The sequence below is a fragment of the Microbacterium sp. genome (genome assembly GCF_047606385.1).
In the GTDB taxonomy this organism is placed as follows: Bacteria; Actinomycetota; Actinomycetes; order Actinomycetales; family Microbacteriaceae; genus Microbacterium.
Genome location: NZ_JASGEL010000032.1, coordinates 20,038 through 32,704 on the forward strand (window position 1 = coordinate 20,038; position 12,667 = coordinate 32,704).

At 68.9% G+C, this 12,667-nt stretch carries 13 protein-coding genes; 2 read left to right on the plus strand and 11 right to left on the minus strand.

Annotated features, from left to right (window positions below):
- Window positions 1-30 precede the first annotated feature (30 nt).
- On the plus strand, window positions 31-834 hold the full coding sequence (locus QM626_RS03675) for an SDR family NAD(P)-dependent oxidoreductase (protein ID WP_415074090.1): 804 nt from the start codon (window positions 31-33) through the stop codon (window positions 832-834).
- A 45-nt stretch (window positions 835-879) separates the two neighbouring features.
- On the opposite strand, the gene QM626_RS03680 is transcribed toward QM626_RS03675, so the two are convergent.
- From QM626_RS03680 to QM626_RS03700, 5 genes are read right to left on the minus strand one after another with little or no spacing between them, the layout of a single operon-like run.
- Window positions 880-2,211, minus strand: a complete 1,332-nt coding sequence (locus QM626_RS03680) for a dihydroorotase (protein WP_415074092.1) — start codon at window positions 2,209-2,211, stop codon at window positions 880-882.
- 23 nt (window positions 2,212-2,234) lie between these two features.
- A complete protein-coding gene (locus QM626_RS03685; RefSeq protein ID WP_415074094.1) occupies window positions 2,235-2,726 on the minus strand; it encodes a cupin domain-containing protein in 492 nt (163 codons plus the stop codon).
- A gap of 25 nt (window positions 2,727-2,751) precedes the next feature.
- Entirely contained in the window at window positions 2,752-3,513 is a 762-nt protein-coding gene (locus QM626_RS03690; protein ID WP_415074096.1) for an ABC transporter ATP-binding protein, read from the minus strand.
- A gap of 5 nt (window positions 3,514-3,518) precedes the next feature.
- Window positions 3,519-4,544, minus strand: a complete 1,026-nt coding sequence (locus tag QM626_RS03695; protein ID WP_415074098.1) for an ABC transporter substrate-binding protein — start codon at window positions 4,542-4,544, stop codon at window positions 3,519-3,521.
- Between the two features lie 40 nt (window positions 4,545-4,584).
- A complete protein-coding gene (locus QM626_RS03700; RefSeq protein ID WP_415074100.1) occupies window positions 4,585-5,397 on the minus strand; it encodes an ABC transporter permease in 813 nt (270 codons plus the stop codon).
- 113 nt (window positions 5,398-5,510) lie between these two features.
- Here QM626_RS03700 and QM626_RS03705 point away from each other — a divergent pair, with 113 nt between their 5' ends.
- Window positions 5,511-6,203: an IclR family transcriptional regulator gene (locus tag QM626_RS03705; protein WP_415074102.1), complete on the plus strand. Its 693-nt coding sequence runs from the start codon at window positions 5,511-5,513 to the stop codon at window positions 6,201-6,203.
- 81 nt (window positions 6,204-6,284) lie between these two features.
- On the opposite strand, the gene QM626_RS03710 is transcribed toward QM626_RS03705, so the two are convergent.
- From QM626_RS03710 to QM626_RS03735, 6 genes are all read right to left on the minus strand, one after another.
- Window positions 6,285-7,226 carry an amidohydrolase family protein gene (locus tag QM626_RS03710; protein WP_415074104.1) on the minus strand — a complete coding sequence of 314 codons (942 nt, stop codon included), beginning with the start codon at window positions 7,224-7,226 and terminating at the stop codon, window positions 6,285-6,287.
- Entirely contained in the window at window positions 7,216-8,067 is an 852-nt protein-coding gene (locus tag QM626_RS03715; protein ID WP_415074106.1) for an ABC transporter ATP-binding protein, read from the minus strand. Before QM626_RS03715 ends, QM626_RS03710 begins: the two co-directional genes overlap by 11 nt.
- A complete protein-coding gene (locus QM626_RS03720; RefSeq protein WP_415074108.1) occupies window positions 8,055-8,837 on the minus strand; it encodes an ABC transporter permease in 783 nt (260 codons plus the stop codon). Before QM626_RS03720 ends, QM626_RS03715 begins: the two co-directional genes overlap by 13 nt.
- 67 nt (window positions 8,838-8,904) lie before the next feature.
- The gene (gene aceB, locus QM626_RS03725; protein WP_415074110.1) at window positions 8,905-10,500 is read right to left on the minus strand and encodes a malate synthase A; all 1,596 of its coding nucleotides are present in this window, start codon (window positions 10,498-10,500) and stop codon (window positions 8,905-8,907) included.
- Window positions 10,501-10,513: 13 nt separating this feature from the next.
- Window positions 10,514-11,713: a M24 family metallopeptidase gene (locus QM626_RS03730; protein WP_415074112.1), complete on the minus strand. Its 1,200-nt coding sequence runs from the start codon at window positions 11,711-11,713 to the stop codon at window positions 10,514-10,516.
- The gene (locus QM626_RS03735; RefSeq protein ID WP_415074114.1) at window positions 11,713-12,651 is read right to left on the minus strand and encodes a D-2-hydroxyacid dehydrogenase; all 939 of its coding nucleotides are present in this window, start codon (window positions 12,649-12,651) and stop codon (window positions 11,713-11,715) included. The genes QM626_RS03730 and QM626_RS03735 overlap by 1 nt, the downstream gene beginning before the upstream one ends.
- Between the last annotated feature and the right edge of the window lie 16 nt (window positions 12,652-12,667).

A 12,667-nucleotide genomic window follows, 5' to 3' on the forward strand; every position in this document is an offset into this window, starting at 1 on the left:
ACCATCGACGCCCCACCAGAGGAGAACTCCGTGTCCCACTCACTCTCACACCGCCACGCCCTCGTGACGGGATCCACTGCCGGCATCGGCCTCGCGACGGCCGAGGGGATTCTGCGCCGCGGCGGCACGGTCACCATCAACGGCCGCGACGAGCAGCGGCTCGCGCAGGCCGCCGCCGGACTTCGCGAGCGGCTGGGCGAGGACATCGACCTGCGAGCCGTGCACGCCGATGTCGGCACGGCCGCCGGCGTGGCCGAGGTGCTCGCGGAGGTGACGGACGTCGACATCCTCGTCAACGGCGCCGCCACCATGATCTTCACGCCGGACTGGACCCAGATCACGGACGACGAGTGGTTCCAGACGTTCGAGACGAATCTGCTGGCCGGCATCCGCCTGTGCCGGGCGCTGCTGCCGGGCATGATCGAGCGCGGACACGGCCGCATCGTCTTCATCTCCAGCGACGTCGCGGTCGACGTCACCGAGCCGCTGTCGTCGTACTCGGTCACCAAGACCGCGCAGCTGGGACTGGCGCGCGGGCTGGCGGTCGCGACCGCTCGCACCGGGGTCACCGTCAACACGGTGCTGCCCGGCCCCACCTCGGGCGACGGCTTCAGCCGCATGCTCGAGATGGACGTGGCCGCCGGCCGGGCGACAGACCTCGACGACGCCGGCCGCAAGTTCGTCGCTGCCCATCGGCCGAACTCGCTGCTGGGCCGGCCGGCGACGCCCGAGGAGGTCGCGAGCATGATCCTCTACCTCGTCTCGGACGAGTCCCTCGCGACCAACGGCGCCGCGGTGCGCGTCGACGGCGGCACGATCCGCAGCATCCTGTGACGTCCCGCGCCCGGTGAGGCCCGCTCGCCCGGGATGCCGCCGCCGTCAGCCGCGGGAGACGATCCGCCCGAAGCCCGGAGCGCCGAGCACCTCGCCCTCGTGCATGATCAGCTCGCCGCGCAGGACGGTCGCCACGGGACGGCCCTTGATCCGCTTGCCCTCGTACGGCGTGTGCCCCATCTTCGAGTACACCGGGTAGTCGACGCCGAGGGTGGCCTCACGGTCCAGGTCGACGATGGCGGCGTCCAATTCGGCGCCGACCCGGAGGACTCCCTTGCGCCCGTAGACGCCCAGATGCCGAGCCGGATTCTCCGAGGTCAGCTTGACGAGGCGCAGCAGGTCCAGGCGACCGGCGTCGACCTCGGTCAGATACATCGAGAGGTAGTGCTCGTTGAGCGGATATCCGATCGTGACCGACTCGTAGGCGTTGTTCTTCGCCGCCTCGACCTCCTCCCACGTCTGGGGGGCGTGATCCGAGGCGATGAGATCGATGGTCCCGTCGCTCAGCGCCTCCAGGTTGTCGTCGACGTTCTGCTGCGGCACGAGATCCTTGCGCAGCTCGAAGATCGCCCACGGGTTGGCCTCGGCCGTGATCCTGTAGCCGCCGGCCTTCAGCGCGCGCACCAGTCGCAGCTGCGGCGCGTTGCGGATGTGGAGGATGCGCAGGTCGGCGCCGGTCGCGCGCCCGTACAAGGCGACCTGGGCGATCCCCACGGTCTCGGTGACGTCCTCATCGGAGTACACGGCCTCTTCGTAGTCGTAGATCGTGCCCGCCCCGCGTTCCTTGATGCCCTGCATCTTCGCCTGGAACAGCGGCTGGAAATGGGGGTGGATCAGCAGCGGCAGGCCGGTCTTCGCCACTTCGCGGAACGACTCGAGGAGCATCGCGGGGTCGACGACGGAGGCCTCCGTGTCATAGGGATAGTGGGCGGACTTCATGAAGATCTTGAAGCCGGCGACGCCGGTCGCGGCGATCTGCTGGACCTCTTCCAGACGCGTCGGCGAGACCCAGTTGTTGAAGTCCACGATCGAACGGCGTTCGAACAGCTCCTGCTTCTGAAGGACGCGCTCCACCGTGTTGGGCACCGGATCGGTGTTGGGCATGTCGACCACCGTCGTGATGCCGCCGGCCGCGGCCGCCGTCGACCCGGTGACGATGTCCTCCTTGTCCTCGTACCCCGGCTCGCGCCAGTGCACGTGGGTGTCGATGATCCCCGGGATGACGATCTTTCCGCGTGCGTCGACGATCACGTCGCCGCGTCCGCTCCTGCCGTGCGCCGTGATCTCGGTGATGATCCCGTCCTCCGCCGCGATGTCGACGTCGGCGTAGCGCCCTTCGAGCACGACCGTGCCGCCCAGGATGATCGTTCGTGTCATTGAGATGCTCCTTCTGATGTGGTTCAGGCGCGCCCGGCCTCGAAGGCCAGCCGCATCCTCGCGTTGTCGATGTCCTGCTGGGTGAGCGCGGCGATCCAGTGGGAGTCGCGCGCCGAAGCGGGCACCGCGCAATAGAAGATGACCAGGCGCTCGTCGCCGGTCACGACCGTGAGCCGTACCGCCTCGGGGAAGTAGACGCCGTCGCCGGCCGCGACCCGGTGCTCGGACTTCTCGCCCGTCTCGAGGTCTTCGATCTCCAGCACCGCCCGTCCTTCCAGGACGCACCACACCTCCTTCGTCCAGTAGGAGGTGTCGCCGCGGATGTTGTCGCCGAACACCGTGAACCCGGACCGCAGGGTCAGATCGGCCGGAGCGGCGAAACGTCGCATTCCGGACCGTGGCGGGAGCCACCCGGGCATCGCCTTCTGCCCCTCGGCGACCACCTCGTCGAGGTCGGGGGTGAACGTGAAGAACCGTTCGGTGACGGGCTGGATGAGCTCGTTGATCTCGGTCATCGGGAGCCTTTCTCGTGGGGGGCGCTCAGTGGTCGATGGCTTCGCGCAGAACGTGGGCGAAGCCACGGAACTCCTCGGTGTCGCGCACGTCGAAGTCCCGGTGGGGGAGGGTGATGGAGAGATCGAGCTTGACCGTGCCGGGCCTCCCCGACATGACGACGACACGGTCGGAGAGGAAGACGGCCTCCTCGATGCTGTGGGTGACGAGCATCACCGTGACGTTCATGCTGCGCCACAGCTTCTGCAGGTCGTCGGCGATCTGGTCGCGGGTGATGGCATCCAGCGCGCCGAACGGCTCGTCCAGCAGCACCAGTTCCGGTGAATGCAGCAGCGCCCGCGCGATCGCGACGCGCTGCTGCTGTCCGCCGGAGAGCTGGGAGGGGCGTCGGGCGGCCATCTCGGGCTCGAGGCCCACCAGCGCCAGCAGCTCGTCGGTGCGTCGCTGAGCGGAGCGTGAGTCCATCGACCGGTTCACGGCCTGCAGCTCGATGTTCTTCCGGACCGTGAGCCACTCGAGGAGCACGGGCGCCTGGAAGGCGAGCCCGACCTGGGTCTGCGGACCGCGCACGGACGCGCCGCCGATCGTCACACCGCCCGAGGTGTGAGCGGTCAGACCCGCGACGACGCGGAGCAGGGTGCTCTTCCCGCATCCGCTCGGTCCCAGGACGGAGACGAACTGGCCCTGCGGGATCTGGAGGGACAGAGGCCCCAGCACTCTGTGCCCGCCCCCTCCCTTCGTCGGGTAGACCTTGGTGACGTCGGTCACCGCCACCTGCGTGCTCGTCATCCGCGTCACCGCTGCGCAGGCACGAAGTCGTTCGTCGCGTAGGTCTCCGCATCCCCGGCCGCGCTCAGCACGCCGCCGCTGCGCAGCATCTCCAGCGTCGAGGTGAGCGCGTCGAGGTCGGTGTAGACGTACGGCTGGTCGTCGGCGGTGGTGTCGGCGAAGGCCTGAGCCGAGATGGCGGTCTGGCCGCTGACGACTCCCTCCGTGAACGAGTCGGGGTAGGCGGCCGAACCGGCGCTGTAGATCTCGTCGGGGTGCTCGATGGCGTAGGCGATCGACTTCTCCACGGCGGCCACGAAATGCTCGACCAGCTCCGGGTTCTCCTCGATGGTCGTGCCGCTGGCGACGACGCCCGCATCCGGGATGACTTCGACGCCGTAGTCGTTGAACGAGAGCACGCTGGGGTCATCCTCCCCGAGTTCCGCCAGCGCGGGCACGGCCGAGGTCTCATAGGTGACGATGCCGTCCACGCGCCCCTGCGCGAGGGTGGTGACCGCGTTGGCAGGGCTGACGTTGACGGTGGAGACCTCGCTCGGGTCGATGCCGGCCTCCGTCAGGAAGGTCGACCACAGGATCGCCTGGGTGGTGCCCTCGGGCAGACCGATCGTCTTCCCGATCAGGTCGCTCGGGTCCTCGATCTCGGCGCCGAGGGAGACGACCGCGTAGGTGGAGACGGCGGAGTCGCGGGCGACGATCTTCAGGTCGGCACCGCTGTCGTCGTTGTTGACGACCGCCACCAGACCGATGTTGAGGCCGAAGTCGGCGTTGCCCGCGGCGACGACCTGGGCGCTCGTGGCGGAGCCCGTGCCCTCCTGGAACGTGACGTCGATGCCCTCGTCCTCGAAGAACCCCTTCTGCTCGCCGAGCAGGTACAGGCCGTAGAACTGGCCCACGGAGAAGGGGTTCGAGACGATCGCGGTGACGGGGGTGAGGTCGGTGCCGGCCGAGGTGTCGCTGCCCCCGTCGCATGCGGTCAGGGCGAGCGCCGTGACCGTCAGGGCGGCGGCGGCCAGAGGAATGCGGACGTTCATGAGGTGACTCCTTTACGGGTGTGTGTGTGATGCGGAGGGCTCAGGGCGTGGTCGAAGCGATCTGTTCGAGGGGCAGGTTCTGCGAGCGGCGCCACGGCAGGCACAGCCACTCGACGAGTGCGACGGCGCCGTAGAACACGAGGCCCACGATCACGAGGAGGAGCAGGCAGGTGAACAGCGACACGGTGTTCGCGGTGGCGGTGGCGTTGATGATGCGGTACCCGAGGCCCGCGTTGGTGCCGAGGAACTCGGCCACGACGACGCCGATCACGGCGAGCGTGGTGCCGAGCCGCAGGCCGCCGAAGATGCTCGGCAGGGCCTGCGGCACCTCGATGCGGGTGAAGCGCTGCCAGCCGTTCAGTCCCATGATGCGAGCGAGATCGATGCTGTCGGGGGTGACCTCCCGCATCCCGACGAGAGTCGTCGAGGTGATGGCGAAGAACGTCAGCAGCACGCCCACGAGGATGATCGGGAACTGCCCGAACCCGAACCAGATGATGAACAAGGGCCCGATCGCCAGCTTGGGAAACGTCTGGCTTGCCACGAGCAGGGGGTAGACGGCACGTCGGAACATCCGCGACTGGTAGGTCAGGGCCCCCAGCGGGACGCCGATGACGACGCTGACACCGAACGTGAGGAGGATCTCCCACACCGTCACGGCGGTGTCCGCGACGTACGAGCCGAAGCGGGCGACGAGGTTCTGCACGATCTGCGACGGCGTCGGCAGGAGATACGGCGGGACGTTCAGGAGGGGGACGGCGATCTGCCAGGCCGCGATGACGACGGCGAAGGTCAGCAGCGGAGGCCAGACCTCCGAGAAGGCGGCACGCCATCTGCGGCTCGAGGTGGACATCATCTGAATTCCCATATGGTAGGATGAGCTATCACAATATGGACAGGCTACGACCTGGGCGTGACGTGGACAAGATGCCCGTGTTACAACTCGGTGACGGAGATGGGGGGCCAATGCCCGTTACAGGTGCCGACTCGCTGCGCAAGGCGCTGCGCATCCTCGACCTGTTCACCGTGCGCACGCCCGAGTGGGGCTCCAGCGAGGTCGCGCGCCGGCTCGAGCTTCCCGTCAGCACGGCGAACCGGGTGCTGCAGGCGCTCGCCGAGGCCGGCTATCTCGTGCGCCGCCCCGCAGGGCGGTATCGTCTCGGGCCTGCGGCGGTGCGACTGGGCGAGCGGGCGGCGAAGACCTTCGACATCCGCGACATCTCGCGCCCGGTGCTCACCGAGCTCACCCGCGTGACGGCGGAGACGTCGATCTTCGCGCTGCCCGACGCGAGCACCGGCCTGCCCGTCATCGCCGACCTCGTCGACTCACCGCATCCGCTGAAGGTCACGTTCCCGGTCGATCACGTGCTTCCTCGCGACAACGGATCGATCGCCACGGTGTTCGACGCGTTCTTCGCCGACGAGCACGAGCCGGCGGTCGACCCGCAGAAGGTGCGCGCCGCTCGCACGGACGGATACGCGGTGAGCGTCAGCCAGACCGACAGCCAGAGCTGGGGAGTGGCGGCTCCCTTCTATCACGGCGACCGTGACGCCATCGGGATCGTGGCCGTGATCGCCCCGCTCGCGCGGTTCAGCGACGCCGCGCTCGCGGCGGCGCTGGACGCCGTGCGCAATGCTTCTCCGAAGGAGACGGACTGACGCCGGCATGCGCACGGTGGACTCGCCGGCGATCGCCTCGCGCGTCGCTCCGGGGAGCGTGGCGGAGGGACCGAAGGTCGGTCATGATCCCATGAGCTGTGCGATCTGGTTGCCGGACACCCCCTCGACCCGGTCGCCGAGCTCTCCGCGCTGAAAGGGGATCGAGCGATCGCGGGGCACGAAGGGGTCGTCGGTGGCGAAGACGACCCGGTCCGCTCCGTAGAGCTGGATCGCGAAATCCAGTGCACCCGGCGTGTTCACGGCGGTGTCGACATAGAAGCGCGTGCGCAGATAGCTCCGCAGATCCCGTCCGGAGATGTCCGCGGCTCGACCCCACACGTACGGGAGCACGCCGCCTGCGTGGGGATGGAGCACCGACAGGTTCTGGCACTCGTCGAGAATGCCCGAGGCGACCATCGACAGTGCGGCGTGCGCGGTGTCGTGCATCCAGTCCAGGCCGCGTTCGACCACGATCCCGGCGTCCGCCTCGTACGACCGTGCACGCATCGCCGGATGCAGCACGCACACCTGCCCCGTCTCGTCCATGGCGCGATAGACCGGCAGGTGGCGTCCGGCGGTCGGCGTCTCCCCGTCGTAGTTGGAGAGGACGCACACGCCGCGAAGCCCCAGGTCCGCCGCGCGACGGACGACCCTGTCCGCGACGGCCGGATACTGCATCGGCGCGACCGCGAGCCCGACGAGACGTCCGGAGCTGTCCGCCTGCATGCGGGCGGTCTCGGAGTTGACGAAGGATGCGGCGTCCTCGGCCTCCGCCTCGCTCAACCCGTGGAACGCGGCGAAATAGATCGGGCTGGAGACCATGGCGTCGATGCCGTGTCGGTCCATGCTCGACATGCTGTACTCGATGTCGAACAGCGCCCTGGGCAGCGTCCACCGCTGCCCGCCCGCCAGCGTCAGTCCGACCGACTCGGCCCCGATGTCCGCCGCCGGAAACCCCGGACGGGCGTTCATGCGTTCGAGGTAGGAGAGCGGGTGCCAGTGCGTCTGGTGGTCAACGAGCATCGGCGCCCTCCTCGCCGCGCACCATCGCCCGCAGCTGCCGCTCGATGGCGATGAACTCCGGTACCTCGGTCACCTCGCGGCTGCGAGGGTAGGCGAACGGCACGTCGATCTGGGCGACGATCCGGCCGGGCCGCGGCGACATCACGATGACCTTGTCCGCCAGGTACACGGCCTCCTGGATGTCGTGGGTGACGAACAGGGTCGTTCGCCGGGTCCTGCCCGCCAGCGACAGCAACTCGTCCTGGAGGGTCTCCTTCGTGAGCGCGTCCAGTGCTCCGAAGGGCTCGTCCATGAGCAGCATCTCCGGCTCGAGGACGAGCGCCCTGGCCAGGTTCACCCGCTGCTGCATCCCGCCCGAGATCTCGTGCGGATAGTGCTGGGCGAAGGCTGCCAGGCCGACGAGCTCGAGGGCGGCGGCCGTCCGAGCGGCGACTTCCGCTCGGGAGGACTGCCTGCGCAGCTCCAGACCGTACGAGACGTTCTTGGAGACCGTGCGCCACGGCAGGAGGGAGGCGTGCTGGAAGACGAACGCCCGCTCCACACCCGGGCCCGTTATCTCCTCTCCCTCGAAGCTGATCGATCCGGCGTCCCAGTCGGAGAGCCCCGCGATGCAGTTGAGCAGCGTGGACTTCCCGCATCCCGAGGGGCCGATCAGCGTGACGAACTCGCCCGCATCGACGGAGAAGGTGATGTCGCTGAGGACGTGGACGGTCTCGCGGGATCGTCGGGTCGTTCGATCGAACGACTTCCGCAGCCCCCGCACGGACAGGTGCTTCGGCGGCTGCTCGCCGGCCTCGGCGCTGCGCTCGTCCACGTGCGGCACCACCGTCACGCCCTCCATCGGTCGATCCGCTTCTGCAGGAGCCGCAGCAGCGCCGTCAGCAGCAGGGCGGCGAAGGCGAACATGAACACGCCGACGAATGCGTCCGCGGTGTTCAGCGTCAGGCTCGAGGTGAAGATGAGCCCGCCGAGCCCCTTGTTCCCGTAGAAGTACTCCGCGACCACGACACCCATCAGGCCGAGCACCAGTCCCTGTCGGATGCCGGCCACGACGGCTGGAATCGCTCCGGGCAGGGCGATCGTCCGGAGCACGTCCACGTTCGTGGCGAGCAGGCTGCGCGCGAGACGGATGTGCTCGCGATCGATGGCGGAGACGCCGGCGGCGGTGTTGATGATGATCGGAAAGATGCAGATGAGGATCACCAGCGCGATCTGCGCACCGATGCCGATGCCGAACCAGACCGTGATCAGCGGCAGCAGGGCGAGATGCGGGGTCGCGTACAGCAGGGACAGCAGCGGGTCGAGAACCGCTTCCGCACGTCGATACCATCCCAGGATCAGCCCCAAGAGGAGCCCGGACACCAGCGCGATACCGAATCCGATGCCGTACAGCTGCGCTGATTCCCAGGACGCCGTCCACAGCGTGCCCGATGCTGCGAGCCTTCCGGAGGCCTGCACGATCGCGATCGGCGACGGCAGGATGATCGGTTTTATCAGGCCAGTGCTCGAGCAGAGCTGCCAGATCAGGAGCACGGCGACGATGCCGACTCCGCCGAGCAGCGTGCGGAGACGTCGGGAGGGCTCGCGCCGTGCGTAGACGCGTCGCCGCAATCCTCCCGATCGAACGACGCGGGGCACTGTGATGCCTTCTGTAGCCACTCTGTCCGCCTTCCGGTTCTCAGGGCACCGATCGGTACGCCGGGACGGTGAGGAACTCCTCGAGCGTCGCGGCGGCGATGAGCTCGCCCAGGAGGCTCTCCGCGAGCAGCCATTCCGCCGTCGCGACTCGCTCCGCGCCCGCCTCCGACGCGACGGCCTCGCGCTCCTGCTCGATCACGCGCCGCACGAGCTCCACCGTCACCGGCGATCCGTCATCGAGCACGACGCCGTTGGCGATCCACTGCCAGAGGAGCGACCGCGAGATCTCGGCCGTCGCGGTGTCCTCCATGAGACCGAAGATCGCGACCGCTCCGGTCCCGTGGAACCACGCCTCGAGATACCGCAGGCTGACGGCGACATCGTGGCGCAGTCCCGTCAGGGTGCGCCGGGCGCCCGCCGATGCGACACGCAGCAGCTCTCCGGGACGGATGTGCACGTCGTCGCTGCGTCGATCGATCTGATGGGGCGCCTCCCCGAGCGCGGCGTCGAAGACGCTCCGGCATACCGGCACGAGATCGGGATGAGCCACCCACGAGCCGTCGAAGCCCATCGCGACCTCCCGCTCCTTGTCGGCGCGGACCTGGGAGAGCGCCCGCTCGTTGGCCTGGGGATCGCGACGGTCGGGGATCATCGCCGCCATCCCGCCGATCGCATGCGCGCCCCGACGGTGGCATGTGCTGACGAGCAGCTCCGCATAGGCCCGCATGAAGGGAGCTTCCATCGTGACCGATGCCCGGTCCGGGAGGATCATGTCGTCGCCGGCGCGGCTGAAGTTCTTGATGATCGAGAACAGATAGTCCCATCGGCCCGCATTCAGCCCGGCGCTGTGCTCTCTCAGCTCGTAGAGGATCTCCTCCATCTCGAAGGCCGCCGTGATCGTCTCGATGAGCACCGTCGCCCGGATGGTGCCGACGGGCAGGCCCAAGGTGGCCTGCGCCTCCAGGAACACGTCGTTCCAGAACCGGGCCTCGGCGGCATGCTCCAGCTTGGGCAGGTAGTAGTACGGGCCGCGCCCCTGGGCGAGCTGGCGGCGGGCGCAATGGAACAGGTAGAGGCCGAAGTCGACCAGCGACGCGGACATCGGATCCCCGTCGACGCGCAGGTGCTTCTCCTCGAGATGCAGGCCTCGGGGCCGCACGACGACGGTCGCGAGCTCGGCTCCCAGCCGGTAGGCCTTGCCGTTGGCGTCGTCGAAGTCGATCGTGCGGTCGAGCGCATGCATCAGGTTGCGTTGGCCGCCGATCACGTTGCGCCAGTGCGGCGTGCTGGCGTCCTCGAAGTCGGCGAGCCAGACCCTGGCCCCGCTGTTGAGCGCGTTGACGGTCATCTTGCGGTCGGGGGGCCCGGTGATCTCGACGCGGCGGTCGAGGAGCCCGGGGGCCGGATCGGCGACCCGCCAGGACGGATCGGCGCGGACGGCGGCGGTCGTCTCCGAGAAGGCCAGGGAGCCACCCGCCGCGAGCTCGGCGCGGCGTGCGGCCCGCTCTTCGAGGAGCGCCCGGCGGCGCGCGTCGAATCGCCGATGGAGCGTCTCGAGGAAGCCGAGCGCTTCTGTCGTCAAGACGTCCGCGTCCGCCCTCGGGTCGTCCGCGGCGATGCCGCCGAGTTCGATCATGGGTTCCTCCTGACTATGCGAGGACATGGATGCCCTGGGGGGTCCGGTGGACGCTCTGACCTGCGCCCCGAGACGAGATGACGTAGTTGTCGCAGGTCCAGGAGAAGATCCCGTCGTGCACCCAGGTCGGGTGGCAGGTGAGGTTCATCCCGGCCTCGATCTCCATCGGTTCGTCGAAGCGCACGATGGGGCGTTCGACCAGGTCCACGCCCTGTCCGTGGCAGTGCACCCGCTGCTCCACGGGGCGCCCGATCCCGGTCAGATAGGCGTTGTACTCCGCCCACACGTTCGAACACGACGCACCCGGAGTCAGCAGATCGAGAGTGAAGCGCTGGGCCTCGTCCGCGAGGCGGTACTCCCGCGCGACGGCGTCGGGCACGTCGCCGAGGATCGCGGTCCTGCCGAGCTCGGCGAAGATGCCTCCCGGCCCGTCCATCTCGATCAGGATCGCGACCATGTCCCCGTCCTCGACGACGCGGTTCTGCCCGTGCCGCGGGGACAGGCTCCAGCCCGTGCCGGCGGGGCCGGATCCGACGAGGACGATGCCGGCCTCCGCGCCTTCTGCGATGCAGGCGCGACGGGCGACCTCCGCGATGTCCCGCTGCCGCACGCCGGGTGCGATGGCGGCCATCGCCGCAGCCATGGCCCGGTCTTGAATCCCTGCGCACTCGACGACGAGGTCGATCTCCTCATCCGACTTGATCGCTTTCACGCGGTCGATGACCTCGGACGCGTCCACCAGCGTGGCCCCTGGCAGCTCGTCCGCCAGAGCGGCTTCGAATGCCGACGGCATCCATCCCCTGCCGGCCAGCCCGATCCGGCCACGACGCAGACGGGCGAGCGCCCGGGCCGCCAACCTGCCGGGCGTCTGCGCCGTGTAGGACGCCGTCGGGAAGTACGGAAAGGAGACGATGCGGCTGGCACCCCGCATCAGGCCGCCGTGACCGGCGGGCAGCTCGACGTCGCCGTCGATCGCCCCGTGCGAGATCACGACGACGTCGCCGTCGGCGGTCAGGATCACGGCGGTCCCGTAGCCTCCCGCCGGAAGGTCGATGAGGTAGCGCACGTAGCCGCCGAGATCGTCCGTCGAGCCGTAGACGACGAGCGCATCGAGCTGCTCCCGCGCCATGCCGTGCAGGATCGCCTGCGTGCGCCGGTGCAGCTCCGCATCCGAGACGGGGCGGTTCGCGAAGTCGACCTGTCGCACGTGCATCAGTCGCCGTCCTTTCGAGTGAAGCCGGCCGCGACGACGTTCAGCAGCGCGTCGTGGTCGTCGTTCAGGTACGCCGCGAGGTTCGGCTCGACGACCCGATCCAGGAGCAGCTCGATATAGCGGTCGCTCTGACCCGCGAGGTGGGGAGTGACCAGGACTCCCGGCAGGTCCCACAGCGGGCTCGTGGGCGCGAGGGGCTCGGGGTCGGCCACATCGATGCCGGCGCCTGCGATCTGTCCCGTCTCCAACGCCTGGATGAGATCGTGCTCGACGAGCACGCCTCCGCGCGCCAGGTTGATCACGAAGCTCGTCGGCTTCATCGCGGCGAAGACGGAGGCGTCGACGACCCGATGCGTCTCGGGTGTCTCCGGTATCAGCAGAACCAGGAAGTCCACGTCGGCCGCGAGGTCTGTGAGCTCGTCGAGACGGTACAGACGGTCGACGCCGGCCACCGGCGTGCCGCTGCGGTTGATGCCGAGCACCGTCATCCCGAGCAGCGCGCACAGCGCGGCCAGTCGCGCCCCGCTCGCCCCGAGACCGACGATGCCCACGGTCTTGCCGTCCAGCACCGCCTGCGGCAGTCTCCGCCAGGCGTGGGCGTCCTGATGATGCACGAGGTCGCGGATGCGACGGGACAGTCCCAGCATGTGCATGAGCACCATCTCGCTCATCTGGGCGGCGTGGATGCCGGCGGCGGACGTCACGAGCACGTCGGGACGGGCGGTCATCGCGTCGCGGAGCTGATCGGTTCCGCTCACGACCGCCTGGATCCAGCGCAGGCGGGGCAGCGCGCGCACGACGTCCGGGCTCAATCCCACACCCGTCGTGAGGTACACCTCGACGGAGTCCGCGAGATCGATCAGCTCGTCGTGCTCGCCCACGTCCACGACCGTCATCTCGGGATGGCGTGCCCGCAGCGATGCGGGCAGTTCCGTCATCTGCGGAAAGTGGACG

Coding starts and splice junctions, on each gene's coding strand:
- QM626_RS03680 (WP_415074092.1), bottom strand. CDS start 2,211: ATGACACGAACGATCATCCTGGGCGGCACGGTCGTGCTCGAAGGGCGC.
- QM626_RS03685 (WP_415074094.1), bottom strand. CDS start 2,726: ATGACCGAGATCAACGAGCTCATCCAGCCCGTCACCGAACGGTTCTTC.
- QM626_RS03690 (WP_415074096.1), bottom strand. CDS start 3,513: ATGACGAGCACGCAGGTGGCGGTGACCGACGTCACCAAGGTCTACCCG.
- QM626_RS03695 (WP_415074098.1), bottom strand. CDS start 4,544: ATGAACGTCCGCATTCCTCTGGCCGCCGCCGCCCTGACGGTCACGGCG.
- QM626_RS03700 (WP_415074100.1), bottom strand. CDS start 5,397: ATGTCCACCTCGAGCCGCAGATGGCGTGCCGCCTTCTCGGAGGTCTGG.
- QM626_RS03705 (WP_415074102.1), top strand. CDS start 5,511: ATGCCCGTTACAGGTGCCGACTCGCTGCGCAAGGCGCTGCGCATCCTC.
- QM626_RS03710 (WP_415074104.1), bottom strand. CDS start 7,226: ATGCTCGTTGACCACCAGACGCACTGGCACCCGCTCTCCTACCTCGAA.
- QM626_RS03715 (WP_415074106.1), bottom strand. CDS start 8,067: ATGGAGGGCGTGACGGTGGTGCCGCACGTGGACGAGCGCAGCGCCGAG.
- aceB (WP_415074110.1), bottom strand. CDS start 10,500: ATGATCGAACTCGGCGGCATCGCCGCGGACGACCCGAGGGCGGACGCG.
- QM626_RS03730 (WP_415074112.1), bottom strand. CDS start 11,713: ATGCACGTGCGACAGGTCGACTTCGCGAACCGCCCCGTCTCGGATGCG.
- QM626_RS03735 (WP_415074114.1), bottom strand. CDS start 12,651: ATGACGGAACTGCCCGCATCGCTGCGGGCACGCCATCCCGAGATGACG.